The 25,370-nt window shown below is 68.7% G+C and carries 24 protein-coding genes and 1 tRNA gene; 10 read left to right on the forward strand and 15 right to left on the reverse strand.

Going from position 1 to position 25,370, the window contains the following annotated elements; translation table 11 throughout:
* Nucleotides 1-51 precede the first annotated feature (51 nt).
* Genes RCP80_RS00690 through RCP80_RS00710 form a run of 5 tightly spaced genes read right to left on the reverse strand, consistent with a single transcriptional unit; the run spans nucleotide 52 to nucleotide 7,838 of the window.
* Nucleotides 52-3,333, reverse strand: coding sequence for an arabinosyltransferase domain-containing protein (locus RCP80_RS00690; protein ID WP_308480515.1), 3,282 nt, complete (start codon nucleotides 3,331-3,333; stop codon nucleotides 52-54).
* A complete protein-coding gene (locus tag RCP80_RS00695; protein WP_308480516.1) occupies nucleotides 3,333-5,237 on the reverse strand; it encodes a galactan 5-O-arabinofuranosyltransferase in 1,905 nt (634 codons plus the stop codon). Before RCP80_RS00695 ends, RCP80_RS00690 begins: the two co-directional genes overlap by 1 nt.
* 2 nt (nucleotides 5,238-5,239) lie before the next feature.
* Nucleotides 5,240-6,022 (reverse strand): decaprenylphospho-beta-D-erythro-pentofuranosid-2-ulose 2-reductase, encoded by a 783-nt coding sequence (locus RCP80_RS00700; protein WP_308480517.1) that lies wholly within the window; start codon nucleotides 6,020-6,022, stop codon nucleotides 5,240-5,242.
* Nucleotides 6,022-7,392: a decaprenylphosphoryl-beta-D-ribose oxidase gene (locus tag RCP80_RS00705; RefSeq protein ID WP_308480518.1), complete on the reverse strand. Its 1,371-nt coding sequence runs from the start codon at nucleotides 7,390-7,392 to the stop codon at nucleotides 6,022-6,024. The genes RCP80_RS00700 and RCP80_RS00705 overlap by 1 nt, the downstream gene beginning before the upstream one ends.
* A gap of 32 nt (nucleotides 7,393-7,424) precedes the next feature.
* A complete protein-coding gene (locus RCP80_RS00710; protein WP_308480519.1) occupies nucleotides 7,425-7,838 on the reverse strand; it encodes a GtrA family protein in 414 nt (137 codons plus the stop codon).
* 43 nt (nucleotides 7,839-7,881) lie between these two features.
* Between RCP80_RS00710 and RCP80_RS00715 the strand changes: the two genes are divergently transcribed.
* Nucleotides 7,882-8,499, forward strand: coding sequence for an HD domain-containing protein (locus tag RCP80_RS00715; RefSeq protein ID WP_308480520.1), 618 nt, complete (start codon nucleotides 7,882-7,884; stop codon nucleotides 8,497-8,499).
* 22 nt (nucleotides 8,500-8,521) lie between these two features.
* Here RCP80_RS00715 and pdxR read toward each other — a convergent pair whose 3' ends face one another.
* Nucleotides 8,522-9,949, reverse strand: coding sequence for a MocR-like pyridoxine biosynthesis transcription factor PdxR (gene pdxR, locus RCP80_RS00720; protein WP_308480521.1), 1,428 nt, complete (start codon nucleotides 9,947-9,949; stop codon nucleotides 8,522-8,524).
* A 50-nt stretch (nucleotides 9,950-9,999) separates the two neighbouring features.
* On the opposite strand from pdxR, the gene RCP80_RS00725 reads away from it, so the two are divergent.
* Nucleotides 10,000-10,464, forward strand: coding sequence for a carboxymuconolactone decarboxylase family protein (locus RCP80_RS00725; protein WP_308480522.1), 465 nt, complete (start codon nucleotides 10,000-10,002; stop codon nucleotides 10,462-10,464).
* 70 nt (nucleotides 10,465-10,534) lie between these two features.
* A complete protein-coding gene (locus RCP80_RS00730) occupies nucleotides 10,535-10,969 on the forward strand; it encodes a pyridoxamine 5'-phosphate oxidase family protein (RefSeq protein WP_308480523.1) in 435 nt (144 codons plus the stop codon).
* 327 nt (nucleotides 10,970-11,296) lie between these two features.
* Here the strand turns inward: RCP80_RS00730 and wzm are convergent, their stop codons facing one another.
* From wzm to RCP80_RS00750, 4 genes are read right to left on the reverse strand one after another with little or no spacing between them, the layout of a single operon-like run.
* Nucleotides 11,297-12,127: a galactan export ABC transporter permease subunit Wzm/RfbD gene (wzm, locus tag RCP80_RS00735; RefSeq protein WP_308480524.1), complete on the reverse strand. Its 831-nt coding sequence runs from the start codon at nucleotides 12,125-12,127 to the stop codon at nucleotides 11,297-11,299.
* Nucleotides 12,124-13,047 carry a galactofuranosyltransferase GlfT1 gene (gene glfT1, locus RCP80_RS00740; protein ID WP_308480525.1) on the reverse strand — a complete coding sequence of 308 codons (924 nt, stop codon included), beginning with the start codon at nucleotides 13,045-13,047 and terminating at the stop codon, nucleotides 12,124-12,126. Before glfT1 ends, wzm begins: the two co-directional genes overlap by 4 nt.
* Entirely contained in the window at nucleotides 13,044-13,850 is an 807-nt protein-coding gene (gene wzt / locus RCP80_RS00745) for a galactan export ABC transporter ATP-binding subunit Wzt/RfbE (RefSeq protein WP_308480526.1), read from the reverse strand. Before wzt ends, glfT1 begins: the two co-directional genes overlap by 4 nt.
* A 9-nt stretch (nucleotides 13,851-13,859) precedes the next feature.
* The gene (locus RCP80_RS00750) at nucleotides 13,860-14,318 is read right to left on the reverse strand and encodes a bacterial proteasome activator family protein (protein WP_308483043.1); all 459 of its coding nucleotides are present in this window, start codon (nucleotides 14,316-14,318) and stop codon (nucleotides 13,860-13,862) included.
* A 674-nt stretch (nucleotides 14,319-14,992) separates the two neighbouring features.
* Here RCP80_RS00750 and RCP80_RS00755 point away from each other — a divergent pair.
* Nucleotides 14,993-16,189, forward strand: coding sequence for a cysteine desulfurase-like protein (locus RCP80_RS00755; protein WP_308480527.1), 1,197 nt, complete (start codon nucleotides 14,993-14,995; stop codon nucleotides 16,187-16,189).
* A gap of 15 nt (nucleotides 16,190-16,204) precedes the next feature.
* Here RCP80_RS00755 and RCP80_RS00760 read toward each other — a convergent pair whose 3' ends face one another.
* Nucleotides 16,205-17,185 (reverse strand): NAD(P)H-quinone oxidoreductase, encoded by a 981-nt coding sequence (locus tag RCP80_RS00760; protein ID WP_308483045.1) that lies wholly within the window; start codon nucleotides 17,183-17,185, stop codon nucleotides 16,205-16,207.
* Nucleotides 17,186-17,285: 100 nt separating this feature from the next.
* Between RCP80_RS00760 and RCP80_RS00765 the strand changes: the two genes are divergently transcribed.
* From RCP80_RS00765 to RCP80_RS00780, 4 genes are all read left to right on the forward strand, one after another.
* Nucleotides 17,286-17,798 (forward strand): MarR family winged helix-turn-helix transcriptional regulator, encoded by a 513-nt coding sequence (locus RCP80_RS00765; protein ID WP_308480528.1) that lies wholly within the window; start codon nucleotides 17,286-17,288, stop codon nucleotides 17,796-17,798.
* A 32-nt stretch (nucleotides 17,799-17,830) separates the two neighbouring features.
* Nucleotides 17,831-17,917, forward strand: a tRNA-Ser gene (locus tag RCP80_RS00770).
* 268 nt (nucleotides 17,918-18,185) lie between these two features.
* The gene (locus tag RCP80_RS00775; RefSeq protein ID WP_308480529.1) at nucleotides 18,186-19,490 is read left to right on the forward strand and encodes an AurF N-oxygenase family protein; all 1,305 of its coding nucleotides are present in this window, start codon (nucleotides 18,186-18,188) and stop codon (nucleotides 19,488-19,490) included.
* A 105-nt stretch (nucleotides 19,491-19,595) separates the two neighbouring features.
* The gene (locus RCP80_RS00780; protein WP_308480530.1) at nucleotides 19,596-20,429 is read left to right on the forward strand and encodes a class I SAM-dependent methyltransferase; all 834 of its coding nucleotides are present in this window, start codon (nucleotides 19,596-19,598) and stop codon (nucleotides 20,427-20,429) included.
* Nucleotides 20,430-20,494: 65 nt separating this feature from the next.
* Here the strand turns inward: RCP80_RS00780 and lipE are convergent, their stop codons facing one another.
* The gene (lipE, locus tag RCP80_RS00785) at nucleotides 20,495-21,733 is read right to left on the reverse strand and encodes a lipase LipE (protein ID WP_308480531.1); all 1,239 of its coding nucleotides are present in this window, start codon (nucleotides 21,731-21,733) and stop codon (nucleotides 20,495-20,497) included.
* Nucleotides 21,734-21,812: 79 nt separating this feature from the next.
* Here lipE and RCP80_RS00790 point away from each other — a divergent pair, with 79 nt between their 5' ends.
* Nucleotides 21,813-22,238: a hypothetical protein gene (locus tag RCP80_RS00790; protein WP_308480532.1), complete on the forward strand. Its 426-nt coding sequence runs from the start codon at nucleotides 21,813-21,815 to the stop codon at nucleotides 22,236-22,238.
* Between the two features lie 2 nt (nucleotides 22,239-22,240).
* Complete coding sequence (locus RCP80_RS00795) at nucleotides 22,241-23,134, forward strand: NAD-dependent epimerase/dehydratase family protein (protein ID WP_308480533.1); 894 nt, start codon at nucleotides 22,241-22,243, stop codon at nucleotides 23,132-23,134.
* Here the strand turns inward: RCP80_RS00795 and RCP80_RS00800 are convergent.
* Genes RCP80_RS00800 through RCP80_RS00810 form a run of 3 tightly spaced genes read right to left on the reverse strand, consistent with a single transcriptional unit; the run spans nucleotide 23,121 to nucleotide 25,339 of the window.
* Nucleotides 23,121-23,945: a crotonase/enoyl-CoA hydratase family protein gene (locus RCP80_RS00800; RefSeq protein WP_308480534.1), complete on the reverse strand. Its 825-nt coding sequence runs from the start codon at nucleotides 23,943-23,945 to the stop codon at nucleotides 23,121-23,123. The two genes, RCP80_RS00795 and RCP80_RS00800, sit on opposite strands and share 14 nt — an antisense overlap.
* Nucleotides 23,946-23,970: 25 nt before the next feature.
* Nucleotides 23,971-24,288: a hypothetical protein gene (locus tag RCP80_RS00805; RefSeq protein ID WP_308480535.1), complete on the reverse strand. Its 318-nt coding sequence runs from the start codon at nucleotides 24,286-24,288 to the stop codon at nucleotides 23,971-23,973.
* A 1-nt stretch (nucleotide 24,289) separates the two neighbouring features.
* Entirely contained in the window at nucleotides 24,290-25,339 is a 1,050-nt protein-coding gene (locus tag RCP80_RS00810; RefSeq protein ID WP_308480536.1) for a pyridoxal phosphate-dependent aminotransferase, read from the reverse strand.
* Between the last annotated feature and the right edge of the window lie 31 nt (nucleotides 25,340-25,370).

Genomic DNA, 25,370 nt, shown 5'->3' on the forward strand with positions numbered 1-25,370 from the left:
AGGGTCGATGGTATGCGACCGGGCTAGGACGCCCCTAAGGGCCGCGCCGAGTCAGGACTGGCGCAGCGGTGCCGGGCTCCACAGTCCGCTTCGGGTGGCGGTGCCGAGGTCGATGTCGGCGGGTTCGGCGTTCGGATAGAACGGCAGCAGGCGCTGCAGCGAACCCCAGTCCCGGAACCAGTCGTCGTTCAGGTACGTCGGCACCGTGGACGCCCGGAACAGCAGTTCGCTGATGCCCAGCGGCCCGCCGCCCAGGTAATCCATCACCGGGGAGTTGGCCTCGGCGCCGAACCGGTCCGGCAGGATGCGCCACTTGGGCACCTCGGTGACGCCGTTCTGGTGGCCGAACGGCCGCTGGCACGGGAACGCCAGGCCCACCAGCCAGTCCAGCAGCACCGGGTCCTCGGACCCGACGACGTCCTGCAGGGTCTGTAGCTCGGGGATGCGCGGCGGGGTCAGCGCAATCCAGTGCGTCGGGGCCAGGTCGTCGTCGGTGGCGACCAGCCGGATCTGGGTGGCCTCGCGCGGGATCGCGTCCAGCGGTGCGCGCAGGTTGCGCCACGCCGGTGCCGCGCCCACGTCGGCGAAGCCGATCGAGCCGCCGGTCTTGCCGTCGGCCAGGTCCTGATCGGTGGCCCACTGCACCATGACCTCGCCCGGATCGAAACGCCCGGCGGCCGAGACCACCAGCAGCGGTCCGGACTCCTGGCGCGGCGGCAGCCGGTACCACGCCGAGCGCAGCACCGCGGGCTGCTGCGGACCGGCCCGCCAGCTGCCGAGCACCGGGGTGGTGGCCGGATTCAGGCCGAAGGGCAGCCGCGCCCGCGACCCGTTGGCGCCGGTGGTCGCGATGGTCCCGCCTTCGGTGCCGGCCTCGCTGGTGGCGCTGTCGTTGGCGCCGGTATCGGCGAAGTTGGTGGCGGCCGAGGTGTCGGTGACGTCGTCGGCGGAGACATCCGACGGAATACCGTTGGGGGAGAAGCCCGTTGCGATCACCGAGCCCAGCGCGTCGCCGACGCCGACATTGCCGGCCGGGGCCAGCATCCCGGCGCCTGCATCCTGCTCGACCAGCACGTCGCTGGCCAGCCCGCAGGTCTTCCCGGTCAGGGCCTGCAGATTGGACCGTCCGACCGACCAGGCCGGGTACTGCGCCGTCATCCCGAGCGTCAGGGACACCACCTCGAAAAGCACCAGCCCCCAGGACGCGAGGGCCAACGGCGAGCGCAGCAACCGGCCGGCCCTGGTGGACCGCCACGGGGTGTCGCCGTTGTGCGGCGAGGTGAACTTGAAGTGGAAATAGGTCGCCAGCAGCAGCGTCAGCACCGACAGGCCCAGCAGGATCGTGGTGAAACCGAAACGGTACTCGGGGAACTGGTTTGACCAGGGCACCCCGAAGTTCGAGACGTACCACCAGCCGTTGACCGTGGCGAACGACAGCGCCACCACGAACAGCACCACGGCCGCGAAGATGGTCCGGTTGCGTCGCGACTTCATGGCGTGCGCGGTCACCGCGACCGCGGCCAGCGCGCCCAGCGAGCCGGCCAGGCCGGCGAACACCCCGAAGTGGTGCGTCCACTTGGTCGGGGTCAGCATCAGCGCCAGGAACGACACGATGGTGATGCCGATGATGCGACGGCTGGGCCCGGCCGCGGTGCCCGGGATTCGGCCCTTGCGCAACGACATCGCGACCGCGACGCCGAGCGCGAGCAGCACCGAGAGCACCGCGAAGCGGCGCGCCACCGAACCGTCGGGGCTGGTGGTGAACAGCCGCGAGTAGCGGATGTGTTCGTCGAACCAACTCAGGCTCGGCCCGATCGCGGACTTGAAGGTGCTGGCCTGGATCTCGCTGGCGAAGGTCTGGTCGCGGAAGATCAGGATCACCGCGACGGTGGCGGCCGCGGCCACCGGCGCCAGCAGCGCGAGCCGGCCGAACCGTCGGGACCGTCGATGCAGGATGGTGCGCAGCGGGCCGATCGCCACCAGCAGCGCGCCGATGGACGCGACGCCAGTGGGCCCGGAGAACAGCGTGAGCGCGCCGATGATGCAGGCCACCGCGACCGGCAGCAGCCGGCTGGTGGCCACCGCGCGTTCCACCGAGCACCACGTCAGCAGGATGCCCAGGGCGATGATCGGCTCGGGGCGCAGCCCGTTGTTCAACGGCAGCCAGACCGCCAGGAACATGCCCGCGGCGGTCCAACTGGCCGCGGTGCTGCTCTTGACCGCGCTGCCCAACCGGGGCAGCACCTCCCGGCTGATGATCCACCAGCAGGCCAGCGCCATCAGCAGGGTCGGCAGCCGCATCCAGATGCTGGCGGTGGACACGTGCGACCACAGCGCGAGCAGGTCGTAGTACCACCCGAACGGCGCCTCCGGGGTGCCGAACCAGCGGTAGTAGTTCGCCATGTAACCGGCGTTCTCCGAGACCCGGGCCATGGTGAGGATGTAGCCGTCGTCGGCGGTGTTGGCCCCGACGAAGTGCCACCACACCAGTACCGCGCCCACCAGCGCGTCCAGGCCCGTCATCGACCACCAGCGCGACGGCAGGAAGCGGCGGTGCCGGACCCCGTCGGCGGTGTCGAGGACGTGCAACGCGATCAGCGCCGCGATGGTCATCAGGACGCCGAGGATCATCGCGATGAGCTTGAGGGTCGTCGGCGCGGTGCTGTAGCGGCTGTCGATGGTGGCCGACAGGCTCAGGCCCGGCGGCGCGGGCCCGGTGAGGTCGGTGAACACCCCGACGATCTGCGGCCGGAAGTCGTAGCCGCTGCGTTCCCCGCGCAGCGGGCCGGTCGGGTCGTCCGGGGTCAGGTCGGTGCCGTCGGCCTCGGTGAGCCCGACGAACTCCGCGGTCACCTTGTCGGCGTGCGCGGTGAACCGCAGTTCCTGGCAGGCCGGACTCAACACCGCGCTCATCGGGGCGACGACCACCGGGGTGTTGCGCACCACGACGTTGAGGTTGTTGTTGGCGCGTTCGATCAGCAGTCCGCGGTCGACGGCCTTGGGCGCCTGCTTGGGCACCGTCGAGAGCAGCACCGAGCGGCCGGCGGTGCCGGGATCGTCGAGTCCGGCGGCCACCTGACACGGCACGGTGATGTCCAGATCGGTGGCCACATAGGAGATCAGCGGTGCGGTGACGCTGTCGAGCCGATCGTGCTGCGGCCAGTTCAGCTCCGCGGTGGTCTGCTCCACCGGCAGGAACGGGGTGGCGATCGCCAGTAGGACGCCCAGCAAACCGGCGACGATGGCGACAGTGCGCGCAGTCCGGAATCTGGGCGCCGTGTCATTCACGGACCTAGATGGTAATGCGCCCGACACCTGCGGCTGCGGGGTCATCAGTGCTGGTTCCTGATCGCCAGCACGAACGGTCCGAAGGTCTCGACCGTGAAGTGCGGTTCGGCGAACAGCTCCGAGCCCAGTTCGACCGTGTAGCGGCGGACGTTCGGCTGGTTGGGATAGACGTCCTCGGCCAGCCGCAGCGTGTAGGTGTCACCGGCGCCGCGGCGCATCAGGAACACCTCCGGCGGCGCCCAATCCAAGGCATCGAGGTCGGCGACGAACTCCTCGGCGGTCTCCAGTTCGGCCCAGTCCTCGATGGCCGCCGCCCGCTGGTCGAACTGCGCCAACGGGTTGGCGTAATGCGAGGTCAGGCCCTGGAAACCGAAGTAGGGGTAGTACGCCAGGAAGCTGTAGTCGGCGGTCAGCACCACGGTCTCGGCGCGCGGCTTACCGGTGGCCGCCAGGATCGCCGCGTCGATCTGCCCGTAGTACTTCTCCGAGCCCGGGGGCCGGCGGTCGCCGCGCTGCCCGTCGCCGTCGGTGTCGGTGTAGGCCACCGCCAGGTCGGGGCGCAGCACATCGGGAATGTCCTGGCTGAACGCCATCCCGCCGGCCAGGCCGAGTACCGCGGCCACCGGGATCAGCGTCCGGTTCCAGCGGCCGGCGGCGGCGAGGGTGACTTCGATGAAGCCGAACGCCCCGGCGGCGGCCAGCAACGTCGTCAGGGTCGGCTGCAGACGGAACGACAGCAGCGTGGTGCCCGCCAGCGTCGTCAGCATCGACAGCAGCGACCACAGGTAGATCGTGAGCACACCGACGGCCAGCGCCCCGGCCCGCACCGAGGACCGGGCCCGGACGATCAACCACAGCGTGCCCAGCATGCACAGCGCGCCCAGCAGCGAGAACTGCAGCATCGGGAATGTCAACACCGCGCCGTCGGCCGGCAGATAGTGCTGGGCGCTGCCGGTGTCCGACATCGGGTCGCGGGTGGCGCGCAGCACGAACGGCAACCAGGTGATCAGCGCGATCGGGATGGCGATCGCCGCGCACACCGCCAACCGCAGCAGGGGTTCGAGGCTGCGCCGGCTGACGGCCAGCACGACCGCCATGACGGTGACCGTGAGTGCGGCCAGACCCAACAGCAGGGTGTAGAACGTCGCGGTGACACCGAGGAAGATCCCCACGCCGATGATCGCCGCCCACCCCGAGTGATTTCGGCGCGGTTCCGTGCGCTCAGCGCCGGAAACCGCGCCGAAATCGCGGGCTTGGGCGCGCAGACCCGACCAGGCCAGCACCAGCACCGGCGGCAGCAGCACCGTGATCACCGCCGCGTAGGGCTCGGGGGAGGCGTAGGCCAGCATCACCGCGGCCGTGGTGACCGTGACGATCAGCGCGTACTCGAACCGGATCAGCGCGCTCCACAACGCGAATGCCAGCACCACCGCGATCGCGATCGAGGTGATGGCCCACGGCTTGTACATCTCCCAGCCCGGTGTGCCGGTCAGGGCGGCCGCCCGCCCGCCCAACCAGAACCAGCCCGGCGGGTAGAACGGCGGCAGCCCCGCGTAGGTCATGTCGCGCAGCGCGGCGCTGTCGGTGAACCGGGTGAGGTACTCGGTGCGGAACTGCTGATCCACCGAGATACCGAACAGGTACAGCTTGGTGGCGCCCAGCGGCATGCCGAGCGTGGCCACCACGAACGCGGCCAGAAATGTCGTCGCACCCAGCTGGGCCAGCACTCGCCGGCCCCGCCGCCACAGCCAGCCGGCGCCCAGCAGGGCTGCCAGGCAGGCGAATTGGCCGACGGTGGTCAGGGCGTGCAGTTGGTTGCTGGACGGGAAGGCCGGCCACTGCACGCGGCTGATGGCGATCAGCGCGATCGCGCAGACCACCACGGCGATCGCGGCCGCCAGCACCATCCGGCCGCCCGCGCTGGCGGCGCGGAGTAGCGCTGTATTCATGATCAGATGGGCAGCTTGCGGAAGATGGGCCGCGGGATGTGGCGCATGACCGACATCAGCACGCGGACCGGGGCGGGCGCCCAGACCAGGTCCTTGCCCTTGGCGGCCGAGGCCACCGCCAACTCGGCGACGTCTTCCTTGTCCACCGTGAACGGCGCCTCCTTGGCGCCCGTCGCCTTCCAGTGCTCCAGGGTGGTGGTCGTGCGGACCTGCCCGGGCCGAATGACCAGAACCCGAACCCCGAACTCGCGCAACGCCTCTCCGAGGCCCAGGTAGAACCCGTCGAGGCCGGCCTTGGTGGAGCCGTAGACGAAGTTGGACCGACGGACCCGTTCGCCCGCCACCGACGACATCGCGATGATCTGGCCGCTGCCCTGCGCCCGCATCTTCTGGCCGACCAGCACGCCCACCGAAACTGCGGCCGTGTAGTTGATCTGGGCCGTCAGCACGGCCTTGGCCTGATCCTGCCAGAGTTCTTCGGCATCGCCGAGCACCCCGAACGCCACGATCGCGACATCCACATCGCCGCTCGCCCAAGCGGAGTCGATGACCGCGGGATGGGCCCCCGTGTCGAGGGCGTCGAAGTCCAGGTACTTGACCGAGCTTGCGCCGGCGGCCCGCATCTGCTCGATCGCGGCCTCGCGGCGCGGGGCGTTCGGCAGGTCGGCCAGAATGACGCGCGCCTGGGCGTCCCGCAGATAGCGGGCGCAGATCGCCAGACCGATCTCGGACGTGCCGCCCAAGAGCAGAATGGTCTGCGGGTTACCTACAGCATCGAAAACCACTACTGAAGCTCCAGACGTCGGGCCATGTCGGACATGAACACTCCTTCGGGATCGACCTTGCGGCGCACAGCGATCCATTCGTCGATCCGCGGATACATGGCGTGAAAGGTTGCCGCGGTGGTGCGGGAATCCTTGGCGGTGTAGAGCCGGCCGCCGAACTCCAGCACCCGTTTGTCGAGCCCGGTCAGAAACTCGCCGAGGCCGGCCTTGATGGGGAAGTCCACACAGATGTTCCAGCCCGGGATGGGGAAGCTGAGCGGGGCCCGGTTGCCGGGGCCGAACAGCTTGAACACGTTGAGGAATGACACGTGCCCGCTGGCCTGGATGTCGCGCACGATGGCCTTGAACTCGTCGACGGCCTCGGTGGGGACCACGAACTGGTACTGGCCGAAACCGGCCGAGCCGTACGCCCGATTCCACTCACCGACCATGTCCAGCGGGTGATAGAACTGCGTCAGGTTCTGGGCCTTGCCGCGGTAGGTCTTCCCCATCCGGTACCACAGCTCGGTCATGGGACCGAAGGTGAACTTGTTGGCCAGGCCGTTGGGGAACACGTCCGGGGCCGTGAAGTATTGCGGCGCATCGAATCTCAACGGATTCTTGGCCAGCGACTCGGGCAGCTGGTCGACGGTGGCCAGCGAGCCGCGGGAGATGACGGCGCGGCCGAGTTTCGGTGGGGCGCTGATCGCGTCGAACCAGGCGCTGGAGTAGGTGTAGTTGGCCTCGGTGCCGTCGCTGTGGAAGGCGATGGTCTCGTCGAGCCCACCGGTGACGTCGCCGTCGGCGATGAAGTAGGCGGTCTCGGTCGGGGTCATCGCGATGGTGGCGCGCAAAATGATGCCGGTCAGGCCGTTGCCGCCGATGGTGGCCCAGAACAGCTCGGCCTCGGCGCCGTCGGGCGTCAGCGGGTGGACTTGGCCGTCCGCGGTGAGCAGGTCCATGCTGCGCACGTGGTTGCCGAAGCTGCCGGCGCTGTGGTGGTTCTTGCCGTGGATGTCGCAGGCGATGGCACCGCCCACGGTGACCTGTCGGGTGCCCGGCAGCACCGGCACCCACAGGCCCAGCGGCAGCGCGGCACGCATCAGCTGATCCAGGTTCACCCCCGCGTCGACGTCCACCAGGTGGGTGTGGGAGTCCATCGAGTGGATCCGGTTGAGCACCGACATGTCGACGACCAGGCCGCCGCCGTTCTGGGCGTTGTCGCCGTAGGAGCGGCCCAGACCGCGCGCGATCACGCCGCGGCCGGCGCCGGCCGCGGTCCGTGCGACCGCCTCGACGACTTCCTCGGAATCGCGGGGGGCGAGCACCTCGGCGACCGAGGGTGCGGTGCGCCCCCACCCCGTCAGGCGCCGCGTCGTAACGGTAGACATCGCTGGCAAGGGTACCGCGCGACCTGCGACGCTCAGCGCAGCCGGAAGATCACGGCCCGCTGCACCACGAAGTTGATGACGGTCGCGGTGCCCTGGGCGATCACAAACGCCAGCGGCACCTGCCAGGGGCGACCGGCGAATTCGAGGTAGAGCACGTAATTGATGCCGACCTGGACCACGTAGGTCAACGCGTAGAGCACCATGACCGCGATGAACCGGGCCGTGCTCGGCGGCGCCTGGAACGTCCAGCGCCGGTTGATCAGGTAGGCCGTCATGGTGCCGGCGATGAAACTCAGCGTCTTTGCCACGTTGACGTGCAGGCCGACCGCCAGCAGCGCGATGTAGAGGCCGAAGTCCACGACGGCCGAGAACCCGCCGGTGACCAGGAAGCGCAGCACCTGCGTCTTGAGGGTCAGCGGGGAGCCTGACGGAACGGTCTCGGACATCGCCGGGAAGCTTACGGGGCGGGGAGGCTGCGACAATGGTCGCGTGGAGGATTTGGTCCGGGCTTGGCGAGCCCTGATTGCGCCGCACACGTCGTCGCCCGAGGCCGACGACATCGGGCGTGCGCTGCTGGCGAGTTGGACCGAGCCGCACCGGCGTTACCACGACGTGGTGCACCTGCGCGGGGTGCTGGCCGCGATCGACGACCTCGCGCCGTTGGCCGCCGATCCGGACGCGGTCCGGCTGGCCGCGTGGTACCACGACGCGGTGTACGCGGGCAGCCCCGACGACGAGGAGAACAGCGCCCGCAAGGCCGAGGCCGAGTTGACGGCGCTGGGCGTGCCGGCACCCTTGGTCGCCGAGGTGGCCCGGCTGGTGCGGATGACCGTCGAACACGACCCCGCCCCCGGGGACAGCAACGCCGAGGTGCTCTCCGATGCCGACCTCGCCGCGCTGGCCGTCGCGGCCGAGGACTACCGCCGCAACACCGCGGCGATCCGGGCCGAATACGCGCACGTCCCCGAGGAGGCCTTCCGCGCCGGCCGGGTGCGGGCCATCGAGGCGCTGCTGGTGGGGCCCTGGCTGTTCCGCACCGAGATCGCGCGGCAGCGGTGGGAACGGCAGGCCCGGGCCAATCTGCGCGCCGAGCTGGCGACGCTGTAGCCCGGAGGCTCCCGGGCCGGTGTCAGCGCCGCGGTTCCAGCGTCGTCCGGATGATCGCGACGAGCGCGTCGACCGCGGCGGCGAACGCGTGTTCGGCCGGGGTGCCGAAATTGACGACGATGCCGTCGGGCCGCTCGACGTGCGGGCTGGCGTGCGGGTGCCGCGCCCGCGACAACCCCTCGAGCGCCACCCCGGCGTCGCCCGCGCGCTGCAGCACCTCGTGTTCGGTGCCCGCGGGTAGCTTCAACAGCAGGTGCAGACCCGCCGGCACCCCGCTGACCTCAAGCGCCGGCGCCGCCTGCCGCAGCCGCTCCACCAGCACCGCGCGCCGCCGTTGATAGCTCGCGCGTTGTCGTCGAATGTGCTTGTCGTAGTTGCCGTTCCGGATGAATTCGGCCATGGTCAGCTGGGTCAGCGCGTCGACGTACCACTGCTGACCGCCGGCCGCGGCCAGCACGGCGTCCAGCAGTTCGTCGGGCACCACCATCCAGCCGAGTCGCAGCACCGGCGAGAGGCTCTTGCTCGGCGAGCCCAGGTACAGCACCCGGTCGGGCGCCAGACTCTGCAGTGCCCCAACGGGTTGCCGGTCGTAGCGGAATTCGCCGTCGTAGTCGTCCTCCAGCACGTAGCCGCCGGTGCGCTGCGCCCAATCGATCACCGCGGAGCGTCGCGACGGGTGCAGCGGCACGCCGTGCGGGTAGTGGTGGGCCGGCGTGAGCAGCGCGGCGGCGACGTCCACCTGGTCCAATCCGGCTACCACGGCGCCCATCTCGTCGATCCCGATCGGGACCGTCTGCGCCCCCGCCGCAGTGAGGCAATCGCGAAAGAGGAAGAGCCCGTAGGCCTCCACGGCGATCCGCGCGGACGGGCCGAACACCCGGGCCAGTAGTTCGATGGCATGTCGGGTGCCGGCGCAGATCACGACGTTGTCGGCGGAGAGGTGCACGCCGCGGGCGCGGGACAGGTACTCGGCCAGGGCGGCGCGCAGTTCGGGGCGCCCGCGTGGGTCGCCCATCCGCAGCGCCTCGGTGGGCGCGGCGTCGAGCGCGCGGCGCGCCGAGGCCAACCAGGCCGACCGCGGGAAGGCCGACACGTCCGGCGAGCCCGGCATCAGATTGTGGGTCGGGGTGGCGCCGGTGCCGCGCGGCCGCGCCGGGAACTGCGGACGCCCGGGGTTGACCACCCAGGTCCCCGCGCCCTGACGGGACGCCAGCCAGCCCTCGGCGACCAGTTCGGCGTAGGCGTCGGCGACGGTGTTGCGCGAAATCCCCAGGTCGGAGGCCAGCGTGCGGGACGGCGGCAGCACCGTGCCGACCCCGAGGCGGCCGGATCGCACCGCGTCGCGCAGCGCGGTGAGCAGGACGTCGCGCACCCCGCGCGTGCCCGGGACGATCGACTCCCGCAGGTCCAGATGCAGGTCTCGCGTGCCCGTATTGGCCCATGAACTCATGCCTGAATTGCACCACACAAACATGCCGATTCGGGCCTAGCGTGGGTGCCATGACACAAACGCTGGAAGTCACCCGCATCAACATGAACCGCGTCTCCCCCGAGCTCTACGCGGCGATGATCGCGCTCGACAACGCCGCGAGCAAGGACCTCGATCCGACGCTGGCCGAGCTGATCAAGATCCGCGCCTCGCAGCTCAACCACTGCGCGTACTGCATCGACATGCACACCCACAGTGCGCGCAAGCGCGGCGAGACCGAGCAGCGCATCTACCTGCTCTCGGCCTGGCGGGAGGTGCCCGATCTCTACACCGAACAGGAGCAGGCCGCGCTGGCGCTGACCGAGGAGATGACCAATCTGTCCGGCGGCGAACACGTCTCCGACGCGGTGTATGCGCGCGCCGCGGCGGCCTTCACCGAGCGCGAACTCGGTCAGGTGATCGCGATGGCGTTGGCCATCAACGCCTGGAACCGCATCGGCGTGACCACCCGCCTGCAACCGCCGACGCGGCGCTAGGGTCGTTCGGCCCGTCGGCCGATGCCCGGTGTCCCTGGCACGTTGTGGGCCACCGCACGACAATGGCGTCATGAGCGCTGAACCCCAACCGGTGACCACGCTGACCGACCAGGAGAGCTGGGAACTGCTGTCCGGCGTGTACCTGGGTCGGTTGGTGACCACCCTCGGTGGGCGGGCCGAGATCTTCCCGGTGAACTACGTGGTGCAACGCGGCACGATCCTGTTCCGCAGCGCCGAGGGCACCAAGCTGTTCGGCACGGTGATGAATGAGAGGGTGCTCTTCGAGGCCGACGATCACAACGCCGTCGGCGGCTGGAGCGTCATCGTGCGCGGCAACGCCGAGGTGCTCTACGGCTCCGAGGACATCGAGGAGGCCGAGCGGGCCGGCCTGTACCCCTGGACCGCGACGTTGAAGCTGCGCTACGTCCGCATCACCCCCACCGAGACCTCGGGCCGACGCTTCGTGTTCGGCCCCGAACCGGACGGTGGCCACGTCCCGGGATAGTTCCCCCCACTCGCCACTCGCCACTCGCCACTCGCCGCGAGCGGCTCGCCGCGAGCGGGCGTGTCCCCGGCCGACACGCCGCAGATTTCACCGAGTTTGCGCACCCTCGTCGCAGAGGTGGTGACGGCGGCGGTGCTCGCTGGCCCATATTGGGGCGCTGTCACGGCTAATGGGCGTCGAGATTGTGGTGGCAGCACCGAGATCGCTGTGGTGGCGACGAGGTTGTGCTGGTGGCGGTGATTGGTGCGAATTCGCGCAAAGGAGTCAATCCCAGCGCCGTGAATGCAATCTCGGGTGGGGCGCCCCGGTGCGAGCGCTCCGCGCCGCCTACACCCAATAAGGGACCCGTGCCCGGTACTGGCGCATCGCGAGCATCGCGACCGTCCAGCCGACGATCGTCAGCACGATGACCACGACCCAGTGCCGTAGTTCTTGGGTGTCGCCGAGCAGTGGGGCGCGCACGATGTCGAGGTAGTGCAGCAGCGGGTTGAGTTCGACGATCTTCAGCCAGCCCTCGGCGCCCTGCTGCTGCAGGGTCTTGTCGTTCCAGATGATGGGCGTCATGAAGAACAGCAACTGCGTGATCGAGAACAGCAGCGGCCCGATGTCGCGGTAGCGGGTGGCGAGGATGCCGAAGCACAGCGACACCCACACACAGTTCAGCGTGATCAGGCCCAGCGCCAGGATGAACGAAAGGTCGGCCCAGGACCAGGGTTTGGGGAAGATGATCGCGATGATCACGTAGATGATGATGTTGTGGCCGAACAGGATCATCTGCCGCCACACCAGCCGGTAGACGTGCACGCTCAACGGGGTGGGCAACTGCTTGATCAGGCCCTCGTTGGCGACGAACACCTCCGAGCCCTCGATGATCGACGCGTTGATCAGATTCCAAATGATCAGTCCGAGCGTCACATAGGGCAGGTGCTCGGACAGTTCGAGCTTGAACAGCTTGGAGTACAGCGCACCCATCGCGACGGCGGTCGTGCCGGTGGCGATCGTGATCCAGAACGGGCCCAGCACCGAGCGCCGGTAGCGCTGTTTGATGTCCTGCCAACCCAAGTGCAGCCAGAGTTCGCGCCGGGCGAACCCGTCGGCGAGATCGCGGCGGGCCCGCACGAACGTCCGGGACTGCGCGGTGGCGTCGGTGAAGGTCATCCTTCTGTTCTCCCGTTGCTTCGCTCGGCCCTGACGAACCGCTCGCGTCGGCCGAGTCGGCGCAGCCGCACCCAGTCCCGAAATCCCGCAGGGTCCCGACGAGATACCAGAAAGTACCAGCCGAACCGCACCCATTCCTGCGGCAGCAGCTTGCGCAGACCGGGTTGGGCCAGCAAGTAGCCGCGGTTGCGGTAGGTGAAGAAGCGTTTGGTCTCGTCGTCGGGATATTGGGTGTGCATCCGACCGCCGAGGATGGGCTTGAACTCGTCGCTGCCCTGCGGGTGCAGATACACCGCGTCCAGGCAGGTTCCGAATGGCAGCCCGGACCGCACCAGGCGGCGATGCACCTCGACCTCGTCACCGCGGAAGAACAGTCGAATGTCCGGCACGCCAACGGCTTCCACGGTCTCGGCACGAAACAGCGCGCCGTTGAACAGCGAGGCGATGCCGGGCAGCAGATCATCGGCCCCGTCGCTGCGCAACTCGGCGGCGAACCGGCGCCAGACCAGGCCGCGGCGCAGCGGGAACGCCAGTCGCGCCGGATCATTGAGGTCACACACCATCGGCGAGACCTCGGCCAGGCCGTGGCGCTGGGCGCAGTCGAGCAGCGTCGTCAGCACCTCGGGGCCCTCGGGGCGGCCGTCGTCGTCGGCGAGCCAGATCCAGTCCGCCCCGGCCGCGAGCGCATGCAGCATGCCGAGCGCGAACCCGCCCGCCCCGCCGAGGTTGCGTCGCGAGCCCAGGTAGGTCGACGGGATCGGTTGTCCGGCAACAAGTTCAGCCACTCGGCCGTCGTTGTCATTGTCGACGACAATGAGCTGGTCGGGACGACGACGCTGGGCGGCCAGCGCATCCAGCGACTTGGCCAGTTCGTCGGGGCGACGGTGGGTGACGACCACCGCGCAGACGCGCTCACTCATACCGGCGGTGACTCTCGGGCGACCTTGTCGAGGACCTCGCGGACGGTGCGCGCCGCGTCGGGCCCCTCGTAAGCGTGCACCACCTCTTCGATACCCCCGGTCATCCGGATCGTGCCGTGGTCGATCCACATGGCCGTCTTGCACAGCCGCGCCAGAAATTCATTGGAGTGGCTGGCGAACACCAGGATCCCGGAGCGCTCCACCAGGCTCTGCAGCCGCGTCTGGGCCTTCTTCAGGAAGTCGGCATCCACCGCGCCGATGCCCTCGTCGAGCAGCAGGATCTCGGGGTCGATGCTGGTGACCACGCCCATCGCCAGGCGCACGCGCATACCGGTGGAATAGGTGCGCAGCGGCATCGACAGGTACTCGCCCAGTTCGGTGAACTCGGCGATCTCGTCGACCTTGGCCATCATCTGTTTGCGGGTCTGTCCGAGGAACAGCCCGCGGATGAGGATGTTCTCGAAACCGGAGATTTCCGGATCCATCCCGACGCCGAGGTCGAAGACCGGCGCCACCCGACCCCTGACCCGCGCAATCCCGCGGGTGGGCTCGTAAATCCCCGACAGCAACCGCAGCAGGGTCGACTTGCCGGCGCCATTGTGCCCGACCAGGCCGACGCGGTCGCCCATCTCGAGCGACATCGTGATGTCGCGCAGCGCCTCGATGACGACGACGTTGGAGTCGTTGCGGCCGATGCTGCCGCCGGCCTTGCCGAGGAAGGCCTTCTTCAGCGAGCGCGACTTGGCGTCGAAGATCGGGAACTCGACCCAGGCGTTACGGGTCTCGATGTGGGGAGCGACCATCGCCGGTGGCTACAGGTACTGTCCGGTGCCCGGGTGCGATCCGCCGGGGCGACCCGGCACACCGACGCCGGGGGGCAGCGCGCCTTGGCGCATCTGTTCCAGCTGGGCACGCGCGGCCATCTGCTGGGCGAACAGCGCGGTCTGGATGCCGTGGAACAGCCCTTCCAGCCAGCCGACCAGCTGGGCCTGGGCGATTCGCAGCTCGGCATCGGAGGGCACCGCGTCCTCGGTGAACGGCAGGGCCAGCCGCTCGAGTTCCTCGCGCAACTCGGGCGCCAGGCCGTCCTCCAGCTCGCTGATCGAGGTGCGGTGGATGTCGCGGAGGCGGTTGCGGCTGGCGTCGTCCAACGGCGCGGCCTTGACCTCCTCCAGCAGCTGTTTGATCATGGTGCCGATCCGCATCACCTTCGCGGGCTGTTCGACCAGGTCGGTGATGGGTTTGTCGTCGTCGTTCGGGCCGCCGGCCATCAGCTGGGGGTCTTGGGCCCCGATGATCTCGATGTTGTCGTCATCCGTGCTCACGTTCGGTGTGCTCCTCCGCGCATTCGTAGAGGCGGTACTCGCCAGTGCAGTTCTTGTCGTGAACCTTCGCGTCCACGCCTCGGACTCAACTAGTGACACTAGACCGTCGGGCATGGGGCGCTGCTGCGCTACCACTGGCACGCCGGGCGGCCTGGGCGTGGTTTCGCAAACACCACGAGGCTACCTCCCGAGCGGCCCCGGGCTCAGCGGCGCCAGCCAGGGTCCGCGGCCCGGGCGGTACCTTTGACCCGCGCCGCGCCGATGGTTGCCGGACGCAGCCGCCGGCAAATGTTTTGCCGCTGTCGTGCCTGCGGGGCCGACCGGGCGCCGCCGCTGTAGCGCAGGCGATTCCCAGTAGGCCGACCCGTGAATTCCCGGATCCGGGACGGCACTTCCGGGGCCTCCGCCAACTTGTCGGTGGACGGTGGAGTTAGCCGGACGGGGAGGCCCGTCGAAACAGGGGACTCACCAGCAACGATCGGGCAAACAGCACTCGGCCCGCGAAGCGGCCTGCACTAGTATGGCTGGCCAGGTGGCCCGGATCGGATGTGCGCTGGCGGAAAAATCCCTAGCGCCGCGGCAGAAGGGTGAATTGCCTGGACCTTCTAAGGACGGCTGGGATGGCATTTGACGTTGCCAGGGTGCGAGGATTGCACCCGACGCTGGGTGACGGTTGGGTGCATTTCGATGCGCAGTCGGGGATGCTGATCCCCGACGCGGTCGCCACGACGGTCTCGACGGCGTTTCGCACGTCGGCCGCCAGCACCGCTGGTCCCCACCCGTATGCCCGCCGCAGCGCGACGCTGCTGAACGCGGCGCGCCAAGCGGTCGCGGACCTGGTCAACGGCGATCCTAGCGGGGTGGTGCTCGGCGCCGACCGCGCCGTGCTGCTGGGGTCGCTCGCGGATGCGTCGTCGTCGCGGGCCGGATTGGGCTACGAGGTGGTCGTCAGCCGGCTCGACGACGAGGCGAACATCGCCCCGTGGCTGCGTGCGGCAAATCGGTACGGCGCCAAGGTCAAGTGGGCCGAGGTGGACATCGAGACCGGTGAGTTGCCGTCGTGGCAGTGGGAGAGCCTGATCTCCAGGTCGACCCGGCTGGTGGCGCTGACGTCGGCCTCGTCGACGTTGGGGACGTTGGTCGACCTGCGCCCGGTCAGCAAGCTCATGCACGACGTCGGCGGGCTGGTTATCGTCGATCACACCGCCGCTGCGCCCTATCAACTGATCGACATCGCCGAACTCGGCGCCGACGTCATTGCGCTCAACGCCGCGAGCTGGGGCGGCCCGCCCATCGGTGCGCTGGTGTTCCGGGATCCGAGCCTGATCAACTCGTTCGGTTCGGTCTCGCTGGACCCCGACGCCAGCGGCGCGGCGCGGCTCGAAGTGGGCCTGCATCAGTACGGGCTGCTGGGCGGCGTCGTGGCCAGCGTCGAATATCTAGCGGGGCTCGATGAGGCGGCGGTGGGCACTCGACGCGAGCGGTTGGCGGTGTCGATGCAGTCGGCGGCCCACTATCTGGACCGGCTGTTCGACTATCTGGTGAGTTCACTGCGGTCGCTGCCGCGGGTGATGCTGATCGGTCAGCCGGAGGCGCGCATCCCGGTGCTCAGTTTCGCGGTCGCCGACATCGACGCCGACCGGGTGGTGCAGCGACTCGCCGACAACGGCGTGCTGGCGGTCCCGAACGCGCACTCGCGGGTGCTGGAGGTCATCGGGGTCAGCGACGTCGGCGGTGCCGTCACCGTCGGGCTGGCGCCCTATTCCACGGTCGCCGAGGTGGACCAGTTGGTCCGCGCGCTGGCCTCGCTCGGCTGAGTACCGGCAGCGGCCTCAGTCCAGCGTCAGCAGCACCTTGCCGGAGACCGCGCCCGAGGACAGCAGTCGATGCGCCTCATCCGCGCGTTGAATCGGAATTCGTTCTCCGATAACGGGTTTGACCCGTCCGTCGGCGACCATCGGCCAGACCGAATCCACCACGGCCCGGACGATGGCGCCCTTGCCGGCGGGACCCTCGACCGGGCGGCCGCGCAGCGCGGTGCCGATCACCCGGGCGCGCTTGCCGATCAGTTTGCGCAGGTCCAGTTCGGCCTTGGTGCCGCCCTGCATGCCGATCACCACCAAGCGACCGTCCAGGGCCAGCGCGTCGATGTTGCGGCCCAGATACGCCGCGCCCATGATGTCGAGGATCACGTCGGCGCCGGCACCGTCGGTTTCCGCCCGGATTCGGGCCACGAAGTCCTCATCGCGGTAGGCGATCGTGAAGTCGGCCCCGAGGTCGCGGCACAGGTCGAGTTTGGCGGACGATCCGGCCGTCACCGCGACGCGCGCGCCCAGCGCCTTGCAGATCTGAATTGCGTTGCTGCCCACGCCACTTGAGCCGCCGTGGATGAGCACGACCTCGCCGGAGGTCAGGCCGGCGGCCATGGCCAGGTTGGACCAGACCGTGCAGGCGACCTCGGGTAGTCCGGCCGCGTCGACAAGGTCGACGCCGTCGGGCACCGGCATGACCTGGGCCGCGGGCACCGCCACGAACTCGGCGTAGCCACCGCCGGACAGCAAAGCGCAGACCGGTTGCCCCACCGTCCACTCGGTCACCCCGGGACCCAGCTCGGCCACCACGCCGGAGACCTCCAGCCCGAGCACCTCGCTGGCCCCGGGCGGCGGTGGATAGTGACCCGCCGCCTGCAGCAGGTCCGCGCGGTTCACCCCAGCCGCGGCGACTTTGATCAGGATCTCGTCCGGCCCGGGCGTGCTGTCGGCGATCTCGCGCCAGAACAGGCGATCGGCGGACTCCGCAATTATCGCGTGCATGGCCGCCACCGTATCCGGCCGATGCGCCGGACCGATCGGCTGCCAGGTACTTCTCAGGTTCGCCGGTAGGTTGTCGTAGGCGTCACTTAATATGTCGCCCATGGAGGGGATGATTGCGGGGCGGACTGCAAGCGATATGCCGGGACTAGATATTGCGGAGCAGCGATCATGGCAGAACTTTCTGGACGCGGGACTCCGCGTCTACGACGCATTGAATAGGGGATTGACTCAGGCGCACGAGCTGACTCTGGACGATCTGCGGCTGCTCGACAAATTGGACAAGTCGCCGACGGGCGCGCTGCGGATGGGAAGCCTCGCCGAGTCGTTGATGGCGTTGCCGAGTCGGGTCACCCGGCAGATCCGCCGTCTCGAGTCCGCGGGGTTGGTGACGCGCACGGAGAGTCCCGAGGATGGTCGCGGCGTGCTCGCGAATCTCACCCAAGAGGGGAGCCAAGTCGTCGCGAAGGCGATGGTCACCTACTCCCAGGGGGTGCGGACGCACTTTCTCGGGCATTTGTCGCGGCCGCAGATGGCGGCGATGGGCGAGAACTGCCGGCGCATCAGTTCGGCGCTGAAGGGAAACCCGCCGCCACGCGGCTACGGGCGCGGCTGAGGCCACCCGAGTGCACCGCTAGTCTTAGCGGCGGTGGCGTGGCAGAGCGGCCTAATGCACTCGCCTTGAAAGCGAGAGGTGTCTAACCGCACCCGGGGGTTCAAATCCCTCCGCCACCGCAGCTCAGAGGCGGTTTCCGGGGCGCGTCGTCGGCAAGTTGACGGCGCGTGCACCGAAAAGATGTTCGGTAAGGCGGTTACCGCTTCGGTGCACGGCCGTGATCTCTTTGCACACCGCGGGTCGGAATAATCGTGCTTTCAAGGGCGGGTCGGCACCCAAGTTTCGGCCCGCCGCCGGACACCTTCTCCGGCGGTACCGACGGGTATCCCTTGCCGAATGCTCACAGATTGATACCCTCAGCGGACAATCGGACTTTACGGACGGAAAATGACCGCGGTCAACGACGCAGATGGCCAGCACGAGGGTCTCTACCTCGATAGAGTGGAGGCCCTCACTCGTGCGACGGCGCGGTTGCGTTTTGATCCGGATGTCGACATCGACTGGGACGCACCCGAGAATGCGTTGGACGACGCCGATCCGCGGTGGCAGTTGGACCCCGCCAGCGCTCCACTGGCGGCCACGGACTGGTATGGAAAGCAGCCATTGCAGGCCCGCATCGATATGGGCCGCTGGGTTACCGCGAACACTCTCAAGGTCACGCTTCAATTCGAGATGATGTTGATCCGCGGGGTGGTGCATTACGCGGGTAAATTGCCGAATGGCTCGCCGATTTTCCGGTATCTCCTCCACGAACTGATCGACGAATGCAACCACATTCAGATGTTCCAGGAATTCATCAATCGCACCGGCGAGGATGTTCCCGGAATGCGGCGGGGCTCCCGGGTGATCGGCCCTATTTTGGGCTTCATCGGCGGATACGCCAACCTGATCCATTTCATCGGGGTGCTCTGTGGCGAGCAACCGCTGCACTTCCAGCAGACGCTGCAGCATCGCGGCGCAGCCCAGGTGCCCCCGCTGCTGAACAAGATCACCTACATTCACCTGGCCGAAGAGGCCCGCCACATTTCGTTTGCCGACGATCATCTGGCCGAGCGGTTGCAACGTAGTTGGCGTTTGAAGCGGGCGTGGTACGCGTTCCTGTTCCCATTCTTCCTGCGGTGGTTGATCGGGGAGATGATCGCGCCGCCGCGTACTTTCGCCAGGGAGTTCGGGATTCCGCGACGGGTGTTCAAGACCGCGTACTGGCGGAGCGCTCAATCACGCCAGATGATGGCGGAATCGGCGGCCGATGTCCGGCTGATTGCCGAGGACCTGGGTCTACGGCCGGCATGGGCGCGCTGGATATGGCGACTGTTGGGGGTCGAGGGGCGGCTACCGCGGTACCGCGGGGAGCCGGATCGCGGCCCCGCGCCCGCCCGGGTGGCCGGATTTCGTGCCGTGGTGTGGGCCCGCGTGGTGGCCGCCGCGACCATGGCCGGTGTCGCTCTGGTCTGCACGCCTGATGGATTACGGATCATTGCCGCTGCCGCGGCCGGGGCCGGAGTGTGGGCGATCTACCACGCGCTACGCGCGCGTCGTGGCGGTGTGGTGGGGAATCAGTCGTTCGAATGGCCCAGGCTGCTGGTCTGGGTGGTGGTGTGCGTGGCCATGATCCCCGTCGGGGGGCTGATCGGGCTCGCGCTGGTGGTGCTCATGATCCTCGCGCTGGCCGAATTCACGCGCACCATTTGACCTGCGAAATCCCCGGTGGGGGCAGGGCCGCGGCGGCGGTTCGGTCATTGCCGCCGAGCGGCTCGGCGCCCCGGTCAGCAGCCCTTTTCGTGGTATCGTCCGCGCATGGCTGACCTGCCCTACTTTGACCTGCTCATCGACGAACGGCAGGACGGCGGTGAAACCGCGCAGCTGTGGGAAAACGAGGTGCACTGGGGGTACTGGGAAGACCCCAAGTCTGCCGAGGGCACCCGCGCCGACTACATCGCGGCCATGAAGCACATGAACGGCGAGCTGCTGAAGGCCGGCAAGGTCGCCGACGGGCAGCGCTTGTTGGATGTCGGCTGTGGATTCGGCGGAACCATCCAACAGATCAATGCCGGGCATTCCGGTATGCACCTCACCGGTCTGAACATCGACGCGCGCCAGCTCGCCGCCGCCGAAGCCCAGACCAAGGCCGCCAACGGCAACCGCATCGAGTGGGTCGAGGCGGACGCATGTGACTTGCCGTTCGAGGACAACTCCTTCGACCGCCTCTTGGCCGTCGAATGCGTCTTTCACTTCCCGTCCCGGGAGCGCTTCCTCGCGGAGGCCGCGCGGGTGCTCAAGCCGGGTGGCTACCTGGCGGTGTCCGATTTCGTCCCCGCCGTGGCATGGTTCGGCAAGACCCCGTTCTGGATGGCGATTCGCACCCGGATTGCGAAGTCGTACGGAACGCTCGGAAACGTGCCCCTGCGGTCCTACAAGAGCCAGGGCAAACGCGCCGGACTGGTGTTGGAGGCAAGTCGCAACATCCGGAAGAACACGATGCCGACCTACCCCTTCCTGATCAAGTTCTTCCGGGAACAGGGTTCATCGGACGCCCAGAAGACGATGATTGTGGGCACTCGGTGGATGAAGTGGTTGTCCAAGCTCGGACTCATTCAGTACCGGGTGTACACGTTCCACAAGCCAGCCTGATCTCAGCGCGCCAACCGTTGTCGACCGCCGGCGCCGAAATCCGGGCCTGCTGACCGAAATTCGAGTCACACCCGCGGCGTGATCTCGGCGTTGATCCGGTCGAGCAGGGCCGGGTACCGCTTGGCTTCGGGATGCCCACCGGGCTTACCGCTACTGACCACGGCCGCCGCCAACGCACGCTCGGGGTCCGCCCACAGCGCGATGTCGACCAGGCCGGTATGTCCGAACGCCGCCGGGGTGTTGCGCCCGAACGGACTGAACCGCTTGGCGCCCAACATGTATCCGGTGCCCCACCGCATCGGCATCAGCCCGGTGGCCACGTCGGGACGTAGCCGGCGGGCCTGCGCGGTCGCCGCCTGCAACGTCTCGGGCTGCAGCACTCGGACCCCGTCGAGTTCCCCTCCACGGCAGAGCATCTCGGCGAACCGCGACAACTCCTGGGCGTTGGATACCGTGTTCGACGACGGCACCACACTGGTGAGGAATTCCGGGGTGTTGGTGAACGGGATGATCTGCTGCATGGTCCCGCCGACCGCCAAGCGGAACGCCCGCGCGACGGCGGCGGGCAGCGGCTTGCCGGTCGGGTGGCTCGGCGCCACCCGCGGCACGTCGGCCGCGGCCACCCCGAAGTTGGTCCACCGGAACCCGAGCGGGTCCAGGATCTCCTCGGCGAGGATGTCGCGGATGCTGCGTCCCGTTGCGGCAGAGACGATTTCACGGATCAGCGGACCCCAGGTCAACCCGTGGTAGATGTGCACCAGGCCGGGGCGGTAGACGGGTTTGAGGGCGGCGAGCATCTCGCGGGCGTAGTCGCTGTCGTTCATCCGGCGCAGGTCCGGTCGCGGTCCGGTCGCGAATGGCACACCCGCGCTGTGCGTCATGACGTGCCGGATTGTGGTGCGGTCCTTGCCGTGGCTGGTGTAGGTCGGCAGATAGTCGCAGACCCGGTCCTCCAGCGAGAAGTCGCCACGTTCGACGAGTCGGTGCACCACCGTGCTGGCGATCGCCTTGGCCGCCGAGTACACGCAGAACGGGGTGTCCGGCGTGGCGACCACCTGCTCGGCGTCCGGCGGGTCGTCGGGGGCGTTGCCCCAGCCGTGTCCGATGGCCCGGTTGAGCACGATCTTGCCGTTGCGGCGCAGGCACACCTGGATGGCGGGGTGCATGCCCGCGGCGTACCAGTGCCGCGCCGCCTGCCAGATCCGTTCGACGGCCGCGCCGTCGATGTCCGAGTGGTCCTCGGCGGCGATGGTGGTCACGGCGTCGAGGTCCGCAGGTACGCGAATTCTGCCGTCGGACGTCACTTCAGCAGGGTACGTGGTGGTTGGTTTCACGCCGCCGAACGCTTCACCGGAATCCGGCCCGGCGGCTAGCGTGGGATTCGTGGCGCGTGCACCGACCGACCACCGCAGCCGCTTCGTCGTCATCGTGTTGACGGTGTTCGGGCTCTACTCGGTGCTGCTCGGCTTGTTCATGTTGCTGGCCCCCGAGGCATTTTTCGACTCCTTGGGCGCGTTCGGGGCGCGCAACAACCATTACATTTTCGACAACGCCAGCTTCGAACTGCCGCTCGGACTGTTGCTGCTTGCCGCCATCCGCTGGCCGAGTTGGCGGCTACCGGCACTGAGCTTCGCCACCGTCCACTGGGTTTTGCACACCGTGAGCCACCTCATCGACACCGACCATGCCGCCGGCCGGGCGGTGGGATTGATCGAGGCTGCCGGGCTGGCCCTCGGCACCCTGTGGCTCGCCGTGTCCCTGTGGTTCACCATCCGCGCCGCCGGCGCACCGAGCCAGAAGGAGAACTGACCATGCGAGTGCTTGTCGCCGGCGCCACCAGCGTGCCGGGCATCCCCGTCGTGCGGGAGCTCATCGCTCGCGGCCACGACGTCGTCGGACTGACCCGCGCGCCCGGCTCGACGGGCGCGATCGCCGAGACCGGCGCCCACCCGGCCGTCGTCGACGTTTTCAACCCGGCGCAACTCAACGTCGTGCTTGCCGAGCAGCGACCCGAGGTGGTGGTCTCGCTGCTGACGACGTTGCCCAAGCGCGGCCCGATGCGGCTGACGGATTTCGAACCCGCACGGCGGTTGTGGAGCGAAGGGGTCGACAACCTGCTGGCCGCCGCGCGGCGCAGCGGAGTCCGTCGGGTGGTCGCGGAGTCGGTGATCTTCGCCTACGGCTACGGGCCGGTGGGGCCGCCGCTGCTCGAGGAGTCCGAGCCGTACCCGATGCCGCCGCCCAAGGGCGGCGAGGCGATGCTGGCCGCGTTGCGCGGGATGGAGCAGAACGTGCTTGGCGCCGACGGCGTGGTGTTGCGGTACGGGTTCTTCTATGGCGACGACGTGGCGCACATCCAGACGATGCGGCGGCTGGTGAAGTTCTGGGCGCTGCCGGTCCCCAGCGGTCACAGCATGCTGTCGTTCATCCACATCGACGACGTCGCCCGCGCGACCGCCGACGCGGTCGAGCGCGGCCCGGGTGGCCAGCTTTACAACATCGTCGACGACCGCCCCGAATCTTTCGGAGATTTCATCCGGGCCCTGGCGAAGCGCGCGGGCGCGCCGCGGCCGCTGACCGTGCCCAACCGGTTGTTCGCGCTGGCGGCCCCGTATGCCGCCCTGGCGATGGGCAACACGTGGCTGCCGCTGTCCAACGCCAAGGCCAAGGCCGAACTGGGCTGGGCGCCGGTTACTCGCCGGTGAACTCGGGCGGGCGCTTGGCGAACATCGCGGTGATGCCCTCGGTGAGGTCCTTCGAGGGCAGGAACGCCGCGTTCCAGGCCGCGACGTAGCGCAGGCTGGCCGCCACCTGGGCGGTGCGCTGCTCGTCGAGCACATCTTTGATGCCCTGCACGGTCAGCGGCGGGTTGGCGGCGATTTCGGCGGCGGTCGCGCGCGCGGCCGCCAGCGTGGCCGCGGCGTCGTCGAACACGTCGTTGACCAGACCGATCTTCTCGGCCCGGGCAGCGGTGATGTCCTTGCCCGTCAACGCCAGCTCGCGCAGATGACCGTCGTTGAGGATCAGCGGCAGGCGTGCCAGGCTGCCGACGTCGGCGACGATCGCCAGCTTGACCTCGCGCACCGAGAACTTGGCGTCGGCGCTGGCGTAGCGGATGTCGACCGCGCTGATCAGGTCGACGCCGCCACCGATGCACCAGCCGTGGACCGCGGCGATGGTCGGGGTGCGGCAGTCGGCCACCGCGGTGATCGACTGCTGCATGCCCTTGAGGTGGCGGTGGAACGCCGCGCGGGGCCCGGCCATCGCACCCTCGGCCATCATCGGGGCCAGGGTGTCGCCGGAGGCCGCGAGATCCAGGCCGTAACTGAAGTGCTTGCCCGAACCCGTCAGCACGATCGCGCGCACGTCGGGGTCGGCGTCGAGGGCCTCGAAGGCCACCGGCAGTTCGGCCCAGAACGCCGGGCCCATCGCGTTGCCCTTGCCGGGACCGAGCAGGGTCACCTGCGCGATGTGGTTGTCGATCTCGACCGAAAGGGACTCGTAGCTGTCAGCCATAACCATGGAGGCTAATCCGCGCGCGCTAACCCAGCCTCAGCAGCACCTGTTTGACCGGCTTCTCCGGCGCGCGTTCGCAGAGCAGGACCGCGATGGCCACCAGGAAGTAGGTCGGCTTGTCCGGCGCGGCGCCGAGAATCTCGTTGACCACCGTCAGCTGGTCGCTGGCGCTGAGAATGCCGAACTCCGAGCAGGTGATGTCGGGGGATACCGGCTCGATGGTCATGGCCAACTGGCCGGGTGTGGTCTGCGTGCACCCGGCGAGCAGCGAACCGGCGATCAGGGCCGCCGCGACCGTCCGGCCCGCGCGTGCCAAGGACCGCCGGCCCGGTCGAGTCGTCATGTCAGATCCAATCGGTTGCGAAGGCCAGGAATGCGTCGTTCTCGTGCGGTGCGCCAATGGTCACCCGCACCCCGTCGTCCCCGTATGGCCGGACCAGGATGCGGGCCTTGGCGGCCTGCGCCACGAAATCAGCGGTGCGCTCGGGGCCCAACGGTAGCCACACGAAGTTGGCCTGCGATGGCGGGAGTCGGTAGCCGGCCGCGCGCAGCGCCGCGCTGACGCGGCCGCGCTCGGCCACCACCGCGTCGGTCCGCGCCAGCAGTTCCTCCGCGGCGTCCAGGGAGGCGATGGCGGCCGCCTGGGCCAGCGTGCTGGCGGTGAATGGCACGTAGACCTTTCCCAGTGCGGTGATGAGGTCGGGGTCACCCACGGCGTAGCCGACGCGGGCGCCGGCCAGCCCGTAGGCCTTCGAGAAGGTCCGCAACACGATGACGTTCGGGTGGTCACGCGCCAGGGCCAGGCTGTCCGGTGCCAGGCCGTCGCGGATGTACTCCACGTAGGCCTCGTCGATGCAGATGACGATGTCGGTGGGGACGGCGTCGACGAACCGCGCCAGGTCGTCCGGTGCCACCACCGTCGACGTCGGGTTGTTCGGATTGCAGATGAAGATCAGCCGCGTCCGATCGGTGATCGCCGCGAGCATCGCGTCGAGGTCATGGGTGTGATCGAGCAGCGGAACCGGCACCGGCGTGGCGCCGGCGACGCGGACCTGCAGGGGGTAGACCTCGAACGCGCGCCACCCGAACAGCACCTCGTCGCCGACCGTCGCGGTGATCTGGACCAGTTGTTGGCACAGGCTCACCGACCCGCAACCGACGGCGATGTGCTCGGGCGCGAAGTTGACGTGCTTGGCCAGGCGTTCCTTGAGTTCGACGTAGCCGTTGTCCGGGTAGCGGTTCAGGGTCTCGGCGGCCCGGACGATCGCGGATCGCACGCTGGGCAGCGGACCGTCCACCGTTTCGTTGCTGGCCAGCTTGATCGCGCCCGGCACCGTCCGGCCTGGCGTATACGCCGGGAGGTCGGCCATCAGGGGTCGTAAACGGGCGGTCATTTGGCCAGCATAAGTGAGGCTGTGTACTCTG

The sequence above is a fragment of the Mycolicibacterium sp. MU0053 genome, from assembly GCF_963378095.1.
Lineage (GTDB): Bacteria > Actinomycetota > Actinomycetes > Mycobacteriales > Mycobacteriaceae > Mycobacterium > Mycobacterium burgundiense.

Coding starts and splice junctions, on each gene's coding strand:
- RCP80_RS00690 (WP_308480515.1), bottom strand. CDS start 3,333: ATGACCCCGCAGCCGCAGGTGTCGGGCGCATTACCATCTAGGTCCGTG.
- RCP80_RS00695 (WP_308480516.1), bottom strand. CDS start 5,237: ATGAATACAGCGCTACTCCGCGCCGCCAGCGCGGGCGGCCGGATGGTG.
- RCP80_RS00705 (WP_308480518.1), bottom strand. CDS start 7,392: ATGTCTACCGTTACGACGCGGCGCCTGACGGGGTGGGGGCGCACCGCA.
- RCP80_RS00710 (WP_308480519.1), bottom strand. CDS start 7,838: ATGTCCGAGACCGTTCCGTCAGGCTCCCCGCTGACCCTCAAGACGCAG.
- pdxR (WP_308480521.1), bottom strand. CDS start 9,949: ATGAGTTCATGGGCCAATACGGGCACGCGAGACCTGCATCTGGACCTG.
- RCP80_RS00725 (WP_308480522.1), top strand. CDS start 10,000: ATGACACAAACGCTGGAAGTCACCCGCATCAACATGAACCGCGTCTCC.
- RCP80_RS00730 (WP_308480523.1), top strand. CDS start 10,535: ATGAGCGCTGAACCCCAACCGGTGACCACGCTGACCGACCAGGAGAGC.
- wzm (WP_308480524.1), bottom strand. CDS start 12,127: ATGACCTTCACCGACGCCACCGCGCAGTCCCGGACGTTCGTGCGGGCC.
- glfT1 (WP_308480525.1), bottom strand. CDS start 13,047: ATGAGTGAGCGCGTCTGCGCGGTGGTCGTCACCCACCGTCGCCCCGAC.
- wzt (WP_308480526.1), bottom strand. CDS start 13,850: ATGGTCGCTCCCCACATCGAGACCCGTAACGCCTGGGTCGAGTTCCCG.
- RCP80_RS00750 (WP_308483043.1), bottom strand. CDS start 14,318: ATGGCCGGCGGCCCGAACGACGACGACAAACCCATCACCGACCTGGTC.
- RCP80_RS00755 (WP_308480527.1), top strand. CDS start 14,993: ATGGCATTTGACGTTGCCAGGGTGCGAGGATTGCACCCGACGCTGGGT.
- RCP80_RS00760 (WP_308483045.1), bottom strand. CDS start 17,185: ATGCACGCGATAATTGCGGAGTCCGCCGATCGCCTGTTCTGGCGCGAG.
- RCP80_RS00765 (WP_308480528.1), top strand. CDS start 17,286: ATGGAGGGGATGATTGCGGGGCGGACTGCAAGCGATATGCCGGGACTA.
- RCP80_RS00775 (WP_308480529.1), top strand. CDS start 18,186: ATGACCGCGGTCAACGACGCAGATGGCCAGCACGAGGGTCTCTACCTC.
- RCP80_RS00780 (WP_308480530.1), top strand. CDS start 19,596: ATGGCTGACCTGCCCTACTTTGACCTGCTCATCGACGAACGGCAGGAC.
- RCP80_RS00795 (WP_308480533.1), top strand. CDS start 22,241: ATGCGAGTGCTTGTCGCCGGCGCCACCAGCGTGCCGGGCATCCCCGTC.
- RCP80_RS00800 (WP_308480534.1), bottom strand. CDS start 23,945: ATGGCTGACAGCTACGAGTCCCTTTCGGTCGAGATCGACAACCACATC.
- RCP80_RS00805 (WP_308480535.1), bottom strand. CDS start 24,288: ATGACGACTCGACCGGGCCGGCGGTCCTTGGCACGCGCGGGCCGGACG.
- RCP80_RS00810 (WP_308480536.1), bottom strand. CDS start 25,339: ATGACCGCCCGTTTACGACCCCTGATGGCCGACCTCCCGGCGTATACG.